General features: G+C 61.3%; 18 protein-coding genes. 14 read left to right on the top strand and 4 right to left on the bottom strand.

Annotated features, from left to right (window positions below):
- Positions 1-13 precede the first annotated feature (13 nt).
- On the top strand, positions 14-883 hold the full coding sequence (locus tag N1937_RS06760; RefSeq protein ID WP_260058022.1) for a 23S rRNA (adenine(2030)-N(6))-methyltransferase RlmJ: 870 nt from the start codon (positions 14-16) through the stop codon (positions 881-883).
- Between the two features lie 60 nt (positions 884-943).
- On the top strand, positions 944-1,540 hold the full coding sequence (locus tag N1937_RS06755) for a glutathione S-transferase (RefSeq protein ID WP_260058020.1): 597 nt from the start codon (positions 944-946) through the stop codon (positions 1,538-1,540).
- 97 nt (positions 1,541-1,637) lie between these two features.
- Here the strand turns inward: N1937_RS06755 and N1937_RS06750 are convergent, their stop codons facing one another.
- On the bottom strand, positions 1,638-2,273 hold the full coding sequence (locus N1937_RS06750) for an outer membrane protein (RefSeq protein ID WP_260058017.1): 636 nt from the start codon (positions 2,271-2,273) through the stop codon (positions 1,638-1,640).
- A 365-nt stretch (positions 2,274-2,638) separates the two neighbouring features.
- Between N1937_RS06750 and N1937_RS06745 the strand changes: the two genes are divergently transcribed.
- From N1937_RS06745 to N1937_RS06725, 5 genes are all read left to right on the top strand, one after another.
- The gene (locus N1937_RS06745; RefSeq protein WP_017963744.1) at positions 2,639-3,406 is read left to right on the top strand and encodes an SDR family oxidoreductase; all 768 of its coding nucleotides are present in this window, start codon (positions 2,639-2,641) and stop codon (positions 3,404-3,406) included.
- Entirely contained in the window at positions 3,403-5,451 is a 2,049-nt protein-coding gene (gene uvrC, locus N1937_RS06740) for an excinuclease ABC subunit UvrC (RefSeq protein WP_260058015.1), read from the top strand. Before N1937_RS06745 ends, uvrC begins: the two co-directional genes overlap by 4 nt.
- A 192-nt stretch (positions 5,452-5,643) precedes the next feature.
- Positions 5,644-6,240: a CDP-diacylglycerol--glycerol-3-phosphate 3-phosphatidyltransferase gene (gene pgsA, locus N1937_RS06735; RefSeq protein ID WP_260058013.1), complete on the top strand. Its 597-nt coding sequence runs from the start codon at positions 5,644-5,646 to the stop codon at positions 6,238-6,240.
- Positions 6,237-6,491: a molybdopterin converting factor subunit 1 gene (gene moaD / locus N1937_RS06730; RefSeq protein ID WP_260058011.1), complete on the top strand. Its 255-nt coding sequence runs from the start codon at positions 6,237-6,239 to the stop codon at positions 6,489-6,491. Before pgsA ends, moaD begins: the two co-directional genes overlap by 4 nt.
- A gap of 196 nt (positions 6,492-6,687) precedes the next feature.
- On the top strand, positions 6,688-7,149 hold the full coding sequence (locus tag N1937_RS06725; RefSeq protein ID WP_260058009.1) for a molybdenum cofactor biosynthesis protein MoaE: 462 nt from the start codon (positions 6,688-6,690) through the stop codon (positions 7,147-7,149).
- Positions 7,150-7,158: 9 nt separating this feature from the next.
- Here N1937_RS06725 and N1937_RS06720 read toward each other — a convergent pair whose 3' ends face one another.
- Complete coding sequence (locus tag N1937_RS06720; protein ID WP_162118479.1) at positions 7,159-8,055, bottom strand: branched-chain amino acid ABC transporter permease; 897 nt, start codon at positions 8,053-8,055, stop codon at positions 7,159-7,161.
- Between the two features lie 65 nt (positions 8,056-8,120).
- Between N1937_RS06720 and N1937_RS06715 the strand changes: the two genes are divergently transcribed.
- Together N1937_RS06715 and N1937_RS06710 are read left to right on the top strand one after the other, a co-directional pair.
- Complete coding sequence (locus N1937_RS06715; protein WP_170280071.1) at positions 8,121-8,666, top strand: CGNR zinc finger domain-containing protein; 546 nt, start codon at positions 8,121-8,123, stop codon at positions 8,664-8,666.
- Complete coding sequence (locus N1937_RS06710; protein ID WP_260058006.1) at positions 8,663-9,166, top strand: hypothetical protein; 504 nt, start codon at positions 8,663-8,665, stop codon at positions 9,164-9,166. Before N1937_RS06715 ends, N1937_RS06710 begins: the two co-directional genes overlap by 4 nt.
- A gap of 84 nt (positions 9,167-9,250) precedes the next feature.
- On the opposite strand, the gene ndk is transcribed toward N1937_RS06710, so the two are convergent.
- Positions 9,251-9,673 carry a nucleoside-diphosphate kinase gene (gene ndk, locus N1937_RS06705; protein WP_004680549.1) on the bottom strand — a complete coding sequence of 141 codons (423 nt, stop codon included), beginning with the start codon at positions 9,671-9,673 and terminating at the stop codon, positions 9,251-9,253.
- Positions 9,674-9,754: 81 nt separating this feature from the next.
- Positions 9,755-10,444, bottom strand: a complete 690-nt coding sequence (locus N1937_RS06700) for a glutathione S-transferase family protein (protein WP_017963736.1) — start codon at positions 10,442-10,444, stop codon at positions 9,755-9,757.
- A 138-nt stretch (positions 10,445-10,582) separates the two neighbouring features.
- On the opposite strand from N1937_RS06700, the gene N1937_RS06695 reads away from it, so the two are divergent.
- The 5 genes from N1937_RS06695 to N1937_RS06675 all read left to right on the top strand — a co-directional run bounded on the left by N1937_RS06695 (position 10,583) and on the right by N1937_RS06675 (position 17,555).
- On the top strand, positions 10,583-11,092 hold the full coding sequence (locus N1937_RS06695) for a DinB family protein (RefSeq protein ID WP_017963735.1): 510 nt from the start codon (positions 10,583-10,585) through the stop codon (positions 11,090-11,092).
- Between the two features lie 210 nt (positions 11,093-11,302).
- Entirely contained in the window at positions 11,303-12,352 is a 1,050-nt protein-coding gene (locus N1937_RS06690) for a GGDEF domain-containing protein (RefSeq protein WP_260058005.1), read from the top strand.
- Between the two features lie 135 nt (positions 12,353-12,487).
- Entirely contained in the window at positions 12,488-14,371 is a 1,884-nt protein-coding gene (locus N1937_RS06685; protein ID WP_260058004.1) for an ABC-F family ATP-binding cassette domain-containing protein, read from the top strand.
- 128 nt (positions 14,372-14,499) lie between these two features.
- The gene (locus N1937_RS06680) at positions 14,500-15,345 is read left to right on the top strand and encodes a polysaccharide deacetylase family protein (RefSeq protein WP_222293300.1); all 846 of its coding nucleotides are present in this window, start codon (positions 14,500-14,502) and stop codon (positions 15,343-15,345) included.
- 167 nt (positions 15,346-15,512) lie between these two features.
- Positions 15,513-17,555 (top strand): prolyl oligopeptidase family serine peptidase, encoded by a 2,043-nt coding sequence (locus tag N1937_RS06675; RefSeq protein WP_222293297.1) that lies wholly within the window; start codon positions 15,513-15,515, stop codon positions 17,553-17,555.
- Positions 17,556-17,579: the final 24 nt, after the last annotated feature.

Genomic DNA, 17,579 nt, shown 5'->3' with positions numbered 1-17,579 from the left:
GACATCAGCAAAAATGAACTACCGCCACATCTATCACGCGGGCAACTTTGCCGATGTGCTGAAACATGTCGTGCTGACGCGGCTGATCCGCTACATGCAGAAGAAGGATGGCGGCTTCCGCGTGCTCGACACGCATGCCGGCATCGGGCTCTACGACCTCTCCTCCGAAGAAGCGCAGAAAACCGGCGAATGGCTCGATGGCATCGGCAAGCTGATGGAGGCGGACCTCGGCCCTCAAGTTTCCGAACTGCTGGAGCCCTACCTCTCGGCGATCCGCGAACTCAATCCTGAGGGCGGCATCCGCTTCTATCCCGGCTCGCCGAAACTTGCGCGCATGCTGTTCCGGCCGCAGGACCGGCTGTCGGCGATGGAACTGCATCCCGAAGACTTCGCCCGGCTGCACCGGCTGTTCGAGGGTGATCACCATGCCCGCATCACCGAGCTTGACGGCTGGCTGGCGCTCGGCGCGCATCTGCCGCCGAAGGAGAAGCGCGGCATCGTGCTCGTCGATCCGCCCTTCGAGGAAGAGGACGAATATCAGCGGCTGGCCGAGGGGCTGGAAAAGGCCTATCGGCGCTTTCCCGGCGGCACCTATTGCCTGTGGTATCCGCTGAAGAAGGGCGCGCCGGTCAAGGAGTTCCACGAGACCCTGCAGGCGCTCGACATCACGAAAATGCTCTGCGCCGAACTTGCCGTTCGCAGCGACCGCGGCATTACGGGGCTGACGGGCTCAGGCCTCGTCATCGTCAACCCGCCCTTCACGCTGAAGGACGAGTTGCACCAATTGCTGCCCGCATTGAAGGATCACCTGGCGCAAGACCGTTTCGCCTCGCACCGCGCCTTCTGGCTGCGCGGCGAAAACAAGGCCGTCAAGGACGATTGACCAGCCAATCGCCTTCAGGAATAGTCCGCGCCGCAGTTCCACAATCTCATCAGGTGTCCCATGAAGCTCCTTTGTTCGCCCGCCTCGCCCTATTCCAACAAGGTGCGGATGGCCGCGCATTTTCTGGGGCTGGAGTTAAACGCCATCCGGGTCGACACCAATACCGGACCGGCGATCCTGGTGGACAACAATCCGCTCGGCAAGATCCCGACGCTTCTGAACGATGACGGGATCTCGATATACGACAGCGTAGCGATCATGCATTATTTCGACCGGCTGACGAAGGGTGGGCTCTACCCTTCGAAGAAAGGCAAGCGCACGGATGCGGAAATCCTCGAGGCGCTGTGCGACGGCATCTGCGACTGCCTGCTGGCGATCGTCTACGAGCGGCGCTTCCGCGACGAGGAAAAAATTCACCAGCCGTGGATAGACCGGCAGTGGAAGAAGGCGACGAGTGGGCTCGCTCATCTCAGCGCCAATCCACCGAAAACAGGCAAGAAGCTCAATGGCGGGCATTTCGCGCTGGCCGCGACGCTCGATTATCTAGAGCTGCGCTTCAAGGACCAATGGGAAGCCGATCATGCGCCTCTGATCGACTGGCAGCTGCAGTTCGACAAGAAATTCCCTGCCCACAGCGAACTCAAGTCTGAGGGCTGAGCGCTCAAAGCCCAGGGCTCAACGACGGGAAGAGCAAACAGACAGCAAAAAGCCGGGCGACGTGCCCGGCTTTTCCATGTTCGAATATTCAACTCGCTTAGAACTTGACGCCGATGCCGAGCTTGACGCTGTTCTCGTCGTAACCGCGCGAGAAGCTGCCGGAGTCGAGGTCGTAATCCTTGCTCTGGTAGTCGGTGTAGCGATATTCCAAGCGCGTCGTGATGTTGTTGGTCACGAAGGCTTCGACACCAGCGCCGACCGTATAGCCGTAATTCGTCTTGCTTTCGTCCGAGGTACCGTCGGAAACCTTGACGTCGCCGATGGCAAGACCAGCTGTGCCGTAGAGCAGGAAGGGATTCATGTCGTAACCGACGCGGCCACGGACGGAGCCGTTCCAGCCATACTTGTTCTTGACGCCGCCTGAGGAGACATCGTCGCCGCTGTAGCCGAGATCGGATTCAACGCCGTAAACGATCTGGCCCTGCTGCCAGTTGTAGCCGGTGAAGACCTGGCCACCGAAACCGTAGGTGTGACGGTCGGAACCGAAGTTACCCATGTTGTAGGTGCCGGCGCCGCCGAGGTAGAAGCCTTCCCAGTTGCCAGCCGGCTTGACCGGAGCTTCCTGGGCGACCGGTGCTTCCGGAACCTGGTCGACGGCATCGGCCGCCTGAGCTGCCGAGACGCCCGCAATTGCAAAAACGGAGGCCATGAGGCCAGCAATGAGTACACGCATACTTAGTCTCCTTTCAGTCCCGCGCCGCTTACCATCTGTCTATCAGTGAAGCATTGGCGGGATATTGCCAGATGTCCCTTCCGGATCGAGATTGAAATTGGAACTGAAATGCGGATTTGAAAGAGCCAAATTGTGATATCATTGTGGCTGCCGCATGGCTGAAATTCGATGTTGCTTTGGCGCAACATACACTTTGTTAACCCTACCGAAGAGTTAAACTTAAAATACCTATTTTAGGAAATCGCATTCTTAAATAATACATAGAATATCCGGCTCTCCGACGCAACCGCAACGGCCTATTTATATAATCTCCGCCCGCCCCTATATAGTCTGCTGACAGACTCGCGGGATCAGAAGGCAAGATTTTGAACCACAAAAGACTTCGCTCGGCCCTTATAACAGGGGCTGCAAAAAGAATAGGCCGGGCAATCGCCGAAGACCTTGCCGCAAATGGCTTTTCCGTTGCGATCCACGCGAACGGCTCCATCGGTGAGGCCGAAGAGCTGGTGGCGGAATTGCGGCAAAAGGGACAAAGGGCGATCGCGCTGCAGGCCGACCTTAGCGATCTCGGCGAAACGGGCGCATTGGTCGCGAAGGCGTCGGAAGCGCTCGGACCGCTCGATCTGCTCGTCAATAATGCGTCGGTCTTCCAGCATGATTCCGCGCGTAGTTTCAATGCCGCCACATGGGCATTGCACTTCGACCTGCATGTCCGCGCGCCCTCTATCCTTGCGGCGGCCTTCGCGCAGCAGATGCCCGCTGAGGCAGCAGGGCTGATCGTCAATATCATCGACCAGCGGGTCTGGGCGCTGAGGCCCAGCTTCTATTCCTATACCCTCTCCAAATCCGCGCTGTGGACGGCGACGCAGACGCTTGCACAGGCGTTGGCGCCACGCATCCGCGTCAATGCCATCGGCCCCGGCCCCTCGATGCCGAGCGAGCGGCAGGCGATGGAGGACTTCCAAGCGCAGGTCTCAGCCCTTATCTTGCAGCGAGGGCCGGCGCTGGAGGAATTCGGACAAACGATTCGCTTCCTTTACGACACGCCCTCGATCACCGGCCAGATGATTGCCCTCGACGGCGGCCAGCACCTCGCCTGGCAGACGCCCGATGTGGCGGAGATTACGGAATGAATGGACGAAAGCTGCCGGATGGCGGCGTTCTCTACGACGAGACGGATGAGAGCGAAGACGATATCGAAGTGGAAGGAGACGTTTCCGCCGTCGCCCCGCTTGCGGCTGCGGTCGACTGGAACGCGGGCAGCCTCAACGAGACCGGGCTTATCGGCGCGGAACTGATCGCCGAATTCGTCAAGCGGCTCCCCAACAGCCCCGGCGTCTACCGCATGTTCAACGCCGAGGGTGACGTGCTCTATGTCGGCAAGGCGCGCAGTCTGAAGAAGCGCGTCAACAATTACGCCGTCGGCCGCGTGCATTCCAACCGCATCGCCCAGATGGTGCGCCAGACGGCCAACATGGAATTTGTGACGACGCGCACGGAAACCGAAGCGCTGCTGCTGGAAGCGAATCTGATCAAGCGCTTGCGGCCGCGCTTTAACGTGCTTTTGCGCGACGACAAGTCGTTTCCCTATATTCTCATTACCGGCGACCACCGGGCGCCGGCGATCTTCAAGCATCGCGGTGCGAGAGCGCGAAAGGGCGACTATTTCGGACCTTTCGCTTCGGCCGGCGCAGTCGGGCGGACGATCAACTCGCTGCAGCGCGCCTTCCTGATCCGCACCTGCACCGACAGCGTCTTCGAAACGCGCACGCGGCCCTGCCTGCTCTACCAGATCAAGCGCTGTTCCGGTCCGTGCACGCATGAGGTCAGCGACGAGGGTTACGGCGAACTGGTGCAGGAGGCGAAGGACTTCCTGTCCGGCAAGAGCCAGAAGGTGAAGTCGCATATGGCCGAGGCGATGAACCAGGCGGCCGAGGACCTCGATTTCGAACGAGCGGCGATCTATCGCGATCGCCTGGCGGCACTGTCGCATGTGCAGAGCCATCAGGGCATCAATCCGGCCGGCGTCGAGGAGGCTGACGTTTTCGCCATCCATCATGAGGGCGGCATCTCCTGCATCCAGGTGTTCTTCTTCCGCACCGGCCAGAACTGGGGCAACCGCGCCTATTTCCCGAAGGCCGATCCGCAGCTTTCGAGCGCCGAAGTGCTGAATTCCTTCCTCGCACAGTTCTACGACGATAAGCCGGTGCCGAAGCAGATCATGCTGTCGCAGACGGTCGAGGAGCTGGAACTGCTCGCCGCAGCACTCAGCGAAAAGGCCGGCCATAAGGTTTCCATCCTCGTGCCGCAGCGCGGCGAGAAGCGCGATCTCGTCGACCATGTCGTCGGCAATGCGCGCGAGGCGCATGGGCGAAAGCTCGCCGAGACGGCGTCGCAGTCGCGGCTGCTCGAAGGTTTCAAGGAAACGTTCAAGCTTGCCTATACACCGCAGCGCATCGAGATCTACGACAATTCGCATATCATGGGCACTAATGCCGTCGGCGGCATGGTGGTCGCGGGGCCGGAAGGTTTCGTCAAGAACCAGTACCGCAAGTTCAACATCAAATCGACCGACATCACGCCCGGCGACGACTTCGGCATGATGAAGGAGGTGATGACGCGGCGTTTCTCGCGGCTGATCAAGGAGGAAGGTATTCCTGACCGGACTGCGTCGCAGGCGGCGACCACACCCGACGCTGCCGACATGCCCTTCCCCACCTGGCCCGATGTGATCCTCATCGATGGCGGCCAGGGGCAGATGACGGCAGTGCGCGCCATCCTTGCGGAACTCGGCATCACCGAGAGCGTGACGGCGATCGGCATCGCCAAGGGCATCGACCGCGATGCCGGGCGCGAACGCTTCTTCCCGCCGGGACGAGAAAGCTTCACGCTGCCGCCGCGCGATCCGGTGCTCTATTTCATTCAGCGGATGCGCGACGAGGCGCATCGTTTCGCGATCGGCTCCCACCGGGCGCGGCGCAAGAAGGAAATGATCAAGAACCCGCTCGACGAGATCGGCGGCATCGGCCCATCGCGTAAACGCGCGCTGCTCCAGCATTTCGGCACGGCAAAGGCGGTTTCGCGCGCCGCCCTGTCCGACCTGATGGCGGTGGAAGGTATATCGGAAGCCGTCGCCAGGCAGGTCTATAACCATTTCCACGACGACGCCGCGAAATAACCGGCGTCCGTCGCAAATTCCACGCAAAGGCGGTGAAAAGACAGAAAGAATGTTGACGGTCCGCGGCCAAAGCCGTCATCTACCGCAACGGCCCGAGCACGATGCGGAGGTTCTAAAGTGTTACAGTGTCCTTTGCGCGTCTGAAAAGCCGCGCGGCGCTGTAGCGGTGCATCAATTCAGAGAAACGATTCCATGGCATCGCGTACGTACAGCATTCCCAATCTTCTGACCTACGGCCGCATTCTCGCCGTGCCACTGATCGTTCTGTGTTTCTTCCTCGAGGGTAAACTGGCGATCAGCAACACGGCGCGCTGGGTGGCGCTGTGGATCTTCGTCATCGCCTCGCTCACCGATTTCCTCGACGGCTATCTCGCGCGCATCTGGAACCAGACGTCGAATATCGGCCGCATGCTCGACCCGATCGCCGACAAGCTGCTGGTCGCCTCGATCCTTCTCCTGCTCGCAGCCGACCAGACCAAGACCATCGCCGGCTGGTCGATCTGGGCGGCGATCACCATTCTCTGCCGCGAGATCCTGGTTTCGGGACTGCGCGAATATCTGGCGGCGCTGAAGGTCAGCGTACCCGTGACGCGGATCGCCAAGTGGAAGACGACGCTGCAGCTCGTCGCCATCGCCTTTCTGCTCGCCGGCCCTGCCGGCGACGAGATTTTCCCTTATACGACGCAGATGGGCATCGCGCTGCTGTGGATCGCGGCGCTGCTGACCATCTATACCGGCTATGATTATTTCCGCGCCGGACTGAAACATATCGTGGATGACGAGGAATGACGAAGCTTATCTATTTCGCTTGGGTGCGCGAGCGCATCGGCAAGGGCGAGGAGGAGATCGACCTCCCCGCCTCCGTCGTCACCGTTGCCGATCTCCTCACTCATTTGAAGACGCTGGGCGAAGAATATGAGACCGCACTTCAATATCCCGACGTGATCCGCGTGGCGCTCGACATGGAGCATGTCGAGCATGACGAGCCGATATCAGGGGCGAAAGAGATCGGGATATTTCCGCCGATGACGGGGGGATGACTGGTATGAGATCCGGTGCGGCATATTCCCTTCCCTTCTCCCCTCGGGGAGAAGGTGCCCGAAGGGCGGATGAGGGGGCCGCCCCGGCAGGTACTGCCCTTCGCTTGCGCTCAGTGCGTTCGCGGCTTGCGCCACTCACCCCCCTCATCTGTCCTTCGGACATCTTCTCCCCGCTGGGGAGAAGAGGGAGGCTGTATTGACCATCATCCCCGCCATCCGCGTTCAGCATGAGGACTTCGACCTGCGGGCCGAGGTCGATCGCCTCTCCAAGGGCAAATCCGGCATCGGCGCCGTCGTCACCTTTTCCGGCCTCTGCCGCGATGAAGGCGGGACGCTGGCAGCCCTCGAACTCGAGCATTATCCTGGCATGGCTGAAGCGGAGATGCGGCGCATCGGCGATCTGGCCATCGCGCGGTTCGGACTTCTCGGCCTCACCGCCATCCACCGCTACGGGAAGATCGCCGCCGGCGAGAATATCGTGCTCGTCGTCGCGGCCGCACCGCACCGGCAGGCGGCGTTCGACGGCGCCAATTTCGTCATGGATTTCCTGAAGACTGCTGCCCCCTTCTGGAAGAAAGAGCACGCCAGGGATGGTGCCACCGGCGACTGGGTCGCGGCGAAGGACGCCGACGACGCAGCGCGCGACAAGTGGAAGTAAATTAGTAAATTAGAGCACCACACGCTCCCTGCGGCTCATGACCAGTAGCAGGACGAGCAGCGAGAAGATGACCAGATCCCGCCAGACGAAGGGGCCATAGGCGCCCCACATGGTTTCGACGACGGCAAGCGCGGCCGCGCCGCCGGCCGAGCGCAGCGGATCGGAGTAGCCGCCGACGGCTGCGATCAACAGCACCTTCAGTCCGAACATCAGGCCGGAGCCGAAATCCATCGAGCCGTAATAGAAGGTGGCGAGGATGCCGCAGATCGTGGCGACGAGAGCGGCTGCCGCATAGGCGACGAGAAAGACGCGGTCGGCGCTGGTGCCGCAGAGTTCGGCTGCCAGCGGGTCATCGGTGACCGCGCGCCAGATGCGGCCCCAGGCCGTGCGCCTGAGGATCAGCGTACCGATCGCGACGATGGCGCACATCAGCGCCGTGTCGATCAACTGGATATGGGTGAGCGTCACCTTGAAGGGGCCGTCGCTCCAGAAGACGACCGTGTCGTTCAGGAATGGCGGCAGCCAGATGGCGCGGGTATTGGCGGCAAGCCGGGCAGTCTCCATCAGCACGATCATCATGCCGAGGGCGGCGACGATGACCGTATTCGGCGATTTGCTGACCAGCGGCAGCATGATCGAGCGGCCGATCCATAGGCCCGCCCCCAGCGAATAGACGATGGAAGCACAGGCGCCGACGGCAAGGGCGGCCGGCAGCACCAACCAGAAGCGGTTGAAAGCAAGTTCGGTGAAGAGCAGCAGGATCTGGCCCGCGAAGGCAAAGATCGCCCCATAGGTGATGTCGGCCCGCTTCGTCACGCCGAAGGCGACGGCATAACCGAAGGCAAGCGCGGCATAGAGGGCAGCAAGTGGAACCGCATTCGCCAGCTGCTGCAGAAGATAGGCCATTCGAGACACTCCGCGTCATTAAAATTATAACTGGTAAAACCTATTTCGCTAGTTATAATTTCATCATGAGCTTTTCCTGGACCCCTCACCGCTTTGCCGGCGGCGCACTGGCGCTCGATGTCGTCAACAGCGTCGTTCTGCGCCACGATGCAACGCGGCGGATCGACCGCTTCGCGGTCAGGGATCAAATGCGGAGCTTTCCGCGCGCCGCCGCCGAATTCTGCGCCGAGCGTGCCCTTTTCGGCGATATCGCGCCGGTGGCGGCGGAAAGCGAAGCGGATTTCATCGCGCTGCGGGAAGCGATCGACGTCTATTTCCGCGAGCGTATACTGAATGGCGGCGACGACCAATTGCTGGCCGGGCTGCTGGAAGCGCTGGCGAAGACATTGCGCGACGCGGGCCCCGACAGCCTAGCCGCGGCGACCGCCCATTCGGCACTGCGGCTGATCGCCATGCCCGATCCGGAGCGCATGAAGATCTGCGGCAATTGCGGCTGGCTGTTCATAGACCGCAGCAAGAACAGGAGCCGGGCCTGGTGCGACATGGCGGTCTGCGGCAACCGCGCCAAGGCGAACCGTCACTATCGCCGCAAGAAGGAGGAGACGCCATGAAGAAATATATGATCGTAGTGGTCGCAGCAGCGGCCCTTCTGCTGTCCGCCTGCCAGCGACAGGCGGAAAACCTGGTCGAGGTCACCGGCCATCTCTTCGTCTTCAACTATCGGGTGGCGAGCGCCACCTATCTGCTGACGCTGAAGAAGACAGGCCCCATCCCCGACGGCTCGGTCATCATCGCCGAATTCGAAAATCCGCAAGGAGGCGATCCGCTGGTGCTGAACCAGAAGATCTATCCGATCGACGACAAGATCGCGCTGCAGAGCGAGAACCTGCATTGCGTGCACAAGGACCGTCCCTATTCCGTCAGTGTCCGGCTGGTCGACAAAGACGGCAAGGTGCTGCAGGAATTGAAGACGCAGTTCCGGTCCGACCTCGACCAGACCGTCCTGCCGAGCAAGCCGCTCGTCGTCGGCGCGCTTTATGACAAGAACCCGGAGGTCTTCAAGCCTGATGGCAGTGTCGATTTCTCGAATACCGACAAATGCCCGGCATAGAGAAATGTATAGAAAAAGCCGGAGCAAGGCCCCGGCTTTCGAGAGTCAATTCAAGGCATTGCCGGCGAATGCCGAAGCGTGGCCTCAGCCGACGATTTCGGTATCGGAGAACCAGTACTTGATTTCCTGGGCAGCTGTTTCAGGAGCATCCGAGCCGTGAACGGAATTTTCGCCGATCGACAGAGCGTGAACCTTGCGGATCGTGCCTTCGTCAGCGTTTGCCGGGTTGGTCGCGCCCATGATCTCGCGGTTCTTGAGGATTGCGCCTTCGCCTTCCAGCACCTGGACGACGGTCGGGCCGGAGGTCATGCCTTCGACCAGTTCACCGAAGAAGGGACGGTCCTTGTGAACGGCGTAGAAGCCTTCGGCTTCGCGACGGCTCATCCAGACGCGCTTGGAAGCGACGACACGCAGACCGGCATCTTCGAGCATCTTGGTGATAGCGCCTGTCAGGTTGCGCTTGGTTGCATCAGGCTTGATCATCGAGAAGGTGCGTTCAATCGCCATAGTCAAATCCTCTGTTTTCTCGGGAAAAGTGGGCGGTCTTTACCCGCCCCAACGCCCGAAAACAAGAGGTAGGCGGCAATTTCACGCCGCTGTCACAGTCCTGCCGCGGCTTTGGTGAAGATCGAGGCAGCGTTCGAACCAGGCCATGACGGGATCGTCGGCAGCCAGCATGGCGAGACCGGCGGAGACACGCAGCCATTGCAGCGCGCCGAAGACGATATAGTCGGCAAAGAGCGGTGTCTGCCCGCCGATGAAGGGTTGGAATTTCAGCATGTGCCGGAGCGGCTCCAGCTTGGCGCCGAAGGCGGCCTTCTCCACCTCGCTATCGGCGGCAACCATTTCCAACGGCTTGCCGAGCCGAGCCTCCCGGCTTTCGCGGAAATAAGCCTTGTCTCCCTCGTCGAGGTTCGCATGGATGTCGAGAAGGGCGATGCGCATGATCGCCGGATGGATGATCATCTGCGAATAGCCTTCCACCATCCGCGACAACGCCTTGCCGCCTTCGCCGTTGAACAGTGACGGCCGCTCGGGATAGGCCTCCTCCAGATAGAGCGCAATGTCGAAGCTGTCGGAGACCAGCCGGCCATTGTCGTCGAGAACGGGCACGATCGACGAGACGCCGCCGCCGATCGCGCTGATGCGGGCATAGGTGGTCGGAATCTCCTCGAAATCGAGCCCCTTGTGCGCGAGCGCCATGACAGCCTTCCAGCAATGGGGCGAAAAGAAGCGCCGCTCGTCGGCGCCGCAGAGGGAATAGAGGGCTCTGGTCATGACAGTCCTTTCGAGATCGCAGCTCTATCCATTCCACGACAGAAAGCGCCTGCGATCAAATCAGGAAATTTCATGGCGTCATCACTCGGCTTTCTGGGGAAACCGGCTAGACTGCCGATACGACACGGGAGGGGCAGGATGCTCAGACATTACAAGATGTTCGCCGCCTATAATCGCTGGGCCAACCGCCAAGTCTATGCGGTTGCGGCCGAACTCAGCGATGCAGAATTCCGCAGCGACCGCGGCGCCTTCTTCGGCTCGCTGCATCGCACGCTCAATCATCTGCTCGTCGCAGACCGGATATGGATGAAGCGCTTCACCGGTACCGGCGAGGCACCGACGACGCTGAATGCCGTGCTCTTCGAAGATCTGGATGCGCTTGCCGCCGCACGCAAAATCGAGGACGAGCGTATCATTGCCTGGATGGACACGCTGGACGAGGCAGCTCTTGCCGCCGACTTCACCTATGTGCCGGTGACGCAGCCGGGCGAATTCACCCAGCCGCTGGCTCCAGCGCTTGCGCATCTCTTCAACCACCAGACCCATCATCGCGGCCAGTGCCACATGACGCTGACGGCGCTCGGCAAGCCGAGCCTTACGCTTGATCTCATCTACTTCCTGCGCAGCGAGGGTTGCGAGTGGATGTGAGGCACGATCCAAACTACAAAATTAGAGCATGATGTCATCCGATAACCGCTCACACTTTTCGGCGTCATGTTCCGGCCATCAAGACTGAATTAACTGCCTTTGCCGGTTCTGCCGCCAATCCTGGGCTTTCCCGGCGAAAGTTCAGCCTCTCTTAAAAGCTTACGGGCATAACGTGATGTGAGAGATGAGGCTGGGTCGCGAGGGATCGTCATGCAGAATGCAAGCGCAAACGCATTGGTGCCGCGCGAGGCTGTGCGCCCGGCGCCGAAGGCGGATATTCAGAAGATCGCCCAGTACATGACGCGCCTCAACGTCGCCGCGCTGCCGCGCAATTACGAGCTCTTTCACGAGGCGATCGTCGGGCTGAATGCCGGCCTTGCGCAGGATATCGCAGCACTCGGACCGCAGCCGCAACAGCCCATGCTCGACGAGCTCGGCCTGAGATACCGCCTCGTCGGCCATTGCGGGCTGGCAGGCGAGACCTCACGGAATGAGGCGAGCCGAATGCTGCGCGATGTGGCGGAAAGGCTTGCCGAAGGGCTGAAGCACAAGAATACCTTTGCGCGCGCCTGCAGCGCTATCCTGAAATCCGTTTCCGGCCAGAGCGACCAGAGCCTTGCCGCTTTCCTCAGCGAGGTCGATTATCTCACTGCGTCGCTTTCGACCGTTCTTGCGGCCGAGATGGAAATCGGCGCGAAACTGCAGGACGATATCAAAACGCTGGAAACGCTGGAGCGCGGCATTTCGGCGATGCAGTCGGCCGCCATCGCCGACAGGATCACCGGACTTCCGAACCGCATTGCGCTGAACCGGACGACCGCCGATCTCTACGAGCGGGAAGAAGGTGCCGCCGGCAGCGCACTGATCATGATCGATATCGACAAATTCACCGATCTCAACGACAAATACGGCACGCCGGCAGGCAACAAGCTCCTGAAGAAGCTCGCCGGCCTCCTTCAGAAGTCGATCAAGAAAAACGATTTCATTGCCCGCACCGAGGGTGACGAATTCGCCCTGTTGTTTTCCAATGTCGGCATGCAGGATGCGATGGCTATTGCCGAGCGCCTGCGCGCCTCCGTCGAAGACAATCTGGTCTTCGCCACATCCGACAAGACCGATCGCGGCAGGCTCACCATCTCGATCGGCGTGGCGCTCAGCACCGATGCGGCAACGCCAGGGCAGTTGCAGGCCAATGCCCGCGTGGCGCTTCTCGCCGCGCAGTCGAACCCCCGACTGCCGGTGCAGGCTTTCGGCCGCTGAGGCGGCGGACACGTGTTCTGGCCGCGGGATAAGCAAGCTTGTCAGCGCACAAGCAAGCTTGGTGCGGGACAAGCAAGCTTGCCGCGGGGATAAGCGCTCTTGCCTTGGCGAGCGCTTTCAGCCAAAACGCCGGCCATGATCACGCTCACCGATATTTCCGCCCGCATCGCCGGGCGCCTGCTTCTCGACAATGCCAGCGTTTCGCTGCCTTCAGGCACGAAGGCTGGGCTCGTCGGGCGCAACGGCGCCGGCAAGTCCACGCTTTTTCGCGTCATCACCGGCGATCTCGGCTCGGAGAGCGGAACGGTGTCGATCCCGAAGGCCGCACGCATCGGCCAGGTGGCGCAGGAAGCGCCGGCGACCGAAGACGCGCTGATCGAGATCGTCCTTGCCGCGGACAAGGAACGCACGGCCCTCGTTGCCGAGGCGGAAACGGCAACCGATCCGCACCGCATCGCCGAAATCCAGATGCGCCTCGTCGATATCGACGCGCATTCGGCCGAAGCGCGTGCGGCGAGCATTCTTGCCGGCCTCGGCTTCGACAAAGAGGCGCAGGCCCGCCCCGCCTCCTCCTTCTCCGGCGGCTGGCGCATGCGCGTCGCCCTTGCCGCCGTGCTGTTTTCGGAGCCGGATCTGCTTCTGCTCGACGAGCCGACCAACTATCTCGACCTCGAAGGCACGCTGTGGCTGGAAGACTATGTCAGGCGCTACCCGCATACCGTCATCATCATCAGCCACGATCGCGACCTGTTGAACAACGCGGTCAATGCGATCGTCCATCTCGACCAGAAGAAACTCACCTTCTATCGCGGCGGTTACGATCAGTTCGAGCGGCAGAAGGCGGAAGCCGACGAATTGCAGACGAAAGCCAAAGCCAAGAACGACGCGGCACGCAAACATCTGCAGGGCTTCATCGATCGCTTCAAGGCCAAGGCTTCGAAGGCCCGGCAGGCGCAATCGCGCGTCAAGGCGCTGGAGCGCATGGGAACGGTCGCCGCTGTCATCGAGGACCATGTGCAGCCGATCACGTTTCCCGAGCCGGAAAAGCAGCCGGCTTCGCCGATCGTCGCGATCCAGAGCGGCGCCGTCGGCTACGAGCCCGGCAATCCGATCCTGAAGAACCTCAATCTGCGCGTCGACAATGACGACCGCATCGCCCTGCTCGGCTCGAACGGCAACGGCAAATCGACCTTCGCCAAATTCATCTCCGGACGGCTCGCGCCGGAGAGCGGCGAAGTGAAGATCGCGCCGAGCCTGAAGATCGGCTTCTTCGCGCAGCACCAGCTCGACGACCTCATCCCCGAGCAATCGTCGGTGGAGCATGTGCGCCGCCTGATGCCCGGCGCGCCGGAAGCCAAGGTGCGCGCCCGCGTCGCCCAGATGGGGCTTGCAACCGAGAAGATGGCGACGGCCGCCAAGGATCTTTCCGGCGGCGAAAAAGCCCGCTTGCTGATGGGGCTTGCCGCCTTCAATGCGCCCAATCTGCTGATCCTCGACGAGCCGACCAACCACCTCGACATCGACAGCCGCCGCGCGCTGATCGAGGCGCTGAACGACTACGAAGGCGCCGTCATCCTGATCTCGCACGATCGCCATCTGATCGAGGCGACGGTCGATCGGCTGTGGCTGGTCAATGGCGGTACGGTGACGACTTTCGAAGGCGATATGGACGAGTACCGCGACCTCATCGTCACTTCCGGTAAAAAAAAAGAAGAAAAGCCGCAGCTAACTGAAGACGCGACGTCGAAGGCCGACCAGCGCAAGCTCAATGCCGAACGTCGCGCCTCGCTGACGCCGCTCAGGAAAAAGATCAATGAGATTGAATCCTTGACGGCGAAGCTGGAGAAACAGATTCAGGCGCTTGACGCGGAACTTGCGGACCCGGCCCTTTACGAAAAGACGCCCACTAAAGCCGCCGAGAAGGCAAAGCAGCGTGGCGAAGCTGCGGCAAAACTCGCTGCCGCCGAGGAAGACTGGCTGATGCTATCGGCCGAATACGAAGAAGCGATGGCGGGATAGCCACAAGTCTTAAGGAAAGCGTGGCGAATTGCCGCGCTACACCGCAATTTTTGCCGATCTCAACCGATCGTTAACCATAATCCGAAAGGTTGTCTCAACATTCGTTACCGATTTGTTGAGCCCTTTCCATGTATCGTTTTTTCGTTCTGTCCTGCATGGCCCTCACGGCCGCCCTCTCCGCCTGCAGCACCGCCAGACAAGCCGCTCCCGATACCACGATCAAGACCTCGTCGGTGATCGCGCCCGAAGAGCGGAAACTTGCCTATGCCGGCGACGATGCGACCCCGCGCCTTGCCGGCCCGCATCATCTGGCCGGACGGATACTGGAGGTCTCCTCGCTCGCAGATCTCAAGCTGCAGGACAAGGAAGTGATCCTCAGCTTCGACGACGGCCCGATCCCTGGCCGGACCGACAAGGTGCTGGCAATCCTCGACCAGTTCGGCGTCAAGGGTGCCTTCATGATGGTCGGCGAAATGGCCGATATGCATCCGGCACTCGCCCGCAAGGTCGCCCAGGACGGCAACACGATCGGCAGCCACACCTATGACCATGCCAACCTGAGTTCACTGAGTTTCGACGCGGCGATGGCCGAGGTGATCAAGGGCGAATTGGCGGTGACCAAGGCGACGGGAACCGACGTCTCCTTCTTCCGCTTCCCTTATCTTGCCGAGAGCCATAGGCTGCGCGCCGCGATCGCCATGCGCGACATGGTGGTCATGGATGTCGATATCGACAGCAAGGACTACTTCACCACGACGCCGGTCTCCATAACCCAGCGGACGATGAACCTCTTGCACAAGCGCGGCCGCGGCATCATCCTGATGCATGACATCCACAAACGCACGGCGACGATGCTGCCAACCCTGCTCTCGAAACTCGAAGCCGAAGGCTACAAGGTGGTGACGCTGAAATTCAAGAAGACCGAGGTGCCGAACACCGTCGTCGCCTCGGCCGATTTCGTGACAACCCGCTAGCGCATGAGCCCGAAAATCGAAATCCATTTTCGGGCCTATGCTTAGATTCAAAGTGTTACGGCGTCCTTCGCGCATCTGAAGAGACGCGCGGTGCTATAAGGCGGGTTGCCAAGTCGGGACCGGCTGCCTAGATCTGTCCGACATCAACGGAAGCTGGCAGGCCGGACATGAACCTTCATCTCGAAACGGACGACGATCCCCGCACCCGCCAGTTCATCGACGAGCACAACCGGGTTTCCGACGCGGCACTGAGAACACCTGAATTCGAGAGGGATCGCGACGCGATCAAGGCGCTGATCGAGCGGCAGGACAGGCTGATCGTTCCGATGCGCCGAGGCGAGTGGCTGTTCGATTTCCGCCAGAGCAAGGACAATCCTCTCGGCATCTGGCTCCGCCTGCCGGCGGACCAGGAGCCGCTGCCGGACGCCGCCTGGGAGCCGGCCTTCGATCTCGACGCCTTCTGCGTGAGGGAAGGCAAGCGCTGGAACTGGCGCGGTGCCGTCACCTGCCCGTGGGAACCCACGCGGGTGCTGCTCACACTTTCGGACGGCGGCTCCGACCTTCTCCGGCTGCTCGAATTCGATGCCGAGCGGAGACAGATCGTCGAGGGCGGCTTCGACACCCCGGCTGCACGATCGCATGCCACTTGGCTGAGCCGCGACGAAATCTGCTATTTCGGTTCCATCGACCGGTTTTCGGCGACCCGTTCCGGGTGGCCGCGGGTCGGGCGGCGATTGAAGCGCGGGCAGCGGCCGGAGGATGCCGCCGTCATGTTCGAAGCAGCAGATGAGGACGTCTACGGCTTCAATCTCGTCATCGACCCTGCCCTGTCAGGCGCTTCGGCGGGTCACGAATTGATCGACATTTTCGTCGCCGCCCACGAGATCGGCGTCGCCAGCGCTTTCCTGATCGCCAGCGACGGGACGCGGCGGCGCATCGATCTGCCCGCCGAGGCCGATTTCCAGTTCAATCGCGATCATTGCCTTTGGCGGGCAAAGACCGATGAGCGCGTTGCGACCGGCAGCCTCGTGCTGCAACGCTTCGATCCCGGCTCTGAGACGGCCCTGCTCGGGCCGGAACGGATCCTGTTTCAGCCTGCCGAGGGTCAGTCCATTTCGCAAATGATGCTGATGCGCGAATGGTGCGTCTTCCTCATCTCCGATCGGCTGCGTCCGCGTCTCATGGTGCTCGACCTGACGAGGCCCGATGCCGAACAGCGCGAGATCGCGCTACCGGCGGACATGCAGACGGCTCACTTCAGGCCGCTCCATGCGGATCTGCATCTTGGCGACGATACGCTCCACATCGTCGGCCAGGGCTTCCTGCAGCCTCCCGCCTGTTATCGCCTCGAGCTGTCGGATCGCAGCAAGCAGGCCGAACTGATTTTCGTCGCCGCGGCGCCAAGCTATTTCGATGCGACCGACATGTCATCCGAACTGCTGGAGGCTGTTTCCGAGGATGGAACGAGGGTTGCCTACCGGCTGGTCCTGCCGAAGCAGTGGACCAAGGGCGCGCTGCCGGTCCTGTTGTACGGCTATGGCGGATTCGATGTTTCGCTGTCGCCGAGCTATTCAGGCGTGACAGGACGCTGGCTGGAGCAAGGCGGTGCCTATGTGCAGGCCTATATCCGCGGCGGCGGCGAATTCGGGCCGGACTGGTATCGCAGCGCCAAGCGGCAGGGGCGAGACCGGGCGTTTGCCGATTTCGTCGCCATCGCTCGCGATCTCGTCGCCCGCGGCTACACCGTACCGTCGCGGATTGCCTGCCAGGGCGGCAGCAACGGCGGCCTGCTGACCGGCGTGATGCTGACGCGTTATCCCGACGATTTCGGTGCCGTCTGGTGCCAGGTGCCGGTTCTCGACATGACACGCTTCCACCTGTTCAGCGCAGGGCAAGCCTGGATGGACGAGTACGGCGACCCGGAGACGCCCGTGGACCGGGATTTCATGCTCGGCTATTCGCCGCTTCACAATGTCAAGCCGGCGACCGAGGTCAGCTATCCGCCGATCTACGTCGAAAGCTCGGCCAATGACGACCGCGTGCATCCCTCGCATGCGCGCCGCTTTGCCGCGCTGCTGGAGGAGAAAGGACACCGGCCGCTCTTCCATGAATTCGGTTCGGGCGGGCATGGCGGCGACGGCAATTCCGAAGAGCGCGCCGCCCGCGCAGCAATGGGTTACAGCTTCCTTCGCCAAACCATCATGCGATAGAATGGAGCAGGAGAGCTTGTCGGC

The organism is Rhizobium sp. WSM4643 (assembly GCF_025152745.1).
GTDB classification, from domain to species: domain Bacteria; phylum Pseudomonadota; class Alphaproteobacteria; order Rhizobiales; family Rhizobiaceae; genus Rhizobium; species Rhizobium leguminosarum_I.
This window is presented reverse-complemented; position numbering and strand designations above follow the sequence as displayed.

Excerpts from the sequence above, each read along its gene's own strand:
- N1937_RS06755 (WP_260058020.1), top strand. The coding sequence starts at position 944 with ATGAAGCTCCTTTGTTCGCCCGCCTCGCCCTATTCCAACAAGGTGCGG.
- N1937_RS06710 (WP_260058006.1), top strand. The coding sequence starts at position 8,663 with ATGAAGAAATATATGATCGTAGTGGTCGCAGCAGCGGCCCTTCTGCTG.
- N1937_RS06715 (WP_170280071.1), top strand. The coding sequence starts at position 8,121 with ATGAGCTTTTCCTGGACCCCTCACCGCTTTGCCGGCGGCGCACTGGCG.
- N1937_RS06690 (WP_260058005.1), top strand. The coding sequence starts at position 11,303 with ATGCAGAATGCAAGCGCAAACGCATTGGTGCCGCGCGAGGCTGTGCGC.
- pgsA (WP_260058013.1), top strand. The coding sequence starts at position 5,644 with ATGGCATCGCGTACGTACAGCATTCCCAATCTTCTGACCTACGGCCGC.
- N1937_RS06700 (WP_017963736.1), bottom strand. The coding sequence starts at position 10,444 with ATGACCAGAGCCCTCTATTCCCTCTGCGGCGCCGACGAGCGGCGCTTC.
- N1937_RS06720 (WP_162118479.1), bottom strand. The coding sequence starts at position 8,055 with ATGGCCTATCTTCTGCAGCAGCTGGCGAATGCGGTTCCACTTGCTGCC.
- moaD (WP_260058011.1), top strand. The coding sequence starts at position 6,237 with ATGACGAAGCTTATCTATTTCGCTTGGGTGCGCGAGCGCATCGGCAAG.
- N1937_RS06680 (WP_222293300.1), top strand. The coding sequence starts at position 14,500 with ATGTATCGTTTTTTCGTTCTGTCCTGCATGGCCCTCACGGCCGCCCTC.
- N1937_RS06675 (WP_222293297.1), top strand. The coding sequence starts at position 15,513 with ATGAACCTTCATCTCGAAACGGACGACGATCCCCGCACCCGCCAGTTC.
- N1937_RS06760 (WP_260058022.1), top strand. The coding sequence starts at position 14 with ATGAACTACCGCCACATCTATCACGCGGGCAACTTTGCCGATGTGCTG.
- N1937_RS06750 (WP_260058017.1), bottom strand. The coding sequence starts at position 2,273 with ATGCGTGTACTCATTGCTGGCCTCATGGCCTCCGTTTTTGCAATTGCG.
- ndk (WP_004680549.1), bottom strand. The coding sequence starts at position 9,673 with ATGGCGATTGAACGCACCTTCTCGATGATCAAGCCTGATGCAACCAAG.
- N1937_RS06695 (WP_017963735.1), top strand. The coding sequence starts at position 10,583 with ATGCTCAGACATTACAAGATGTTCGCCGCCTATAATCGCTGGGCCAAC.
- uvrC (WP_260058015.1), top strand. The coding sequence starts at position 3,403 with ATGAATGGACGAAAGCTGCCGGATGGCGGCGTTCTCTACGACGAGACG.
- N1937_RS06685 (WP_260058004.1), top strand. The coding sequence starts at position 12,488 with ATGATCACGCTCACCGATATTTCCGCCCGCATCGCCGGGCGCCTGCTT.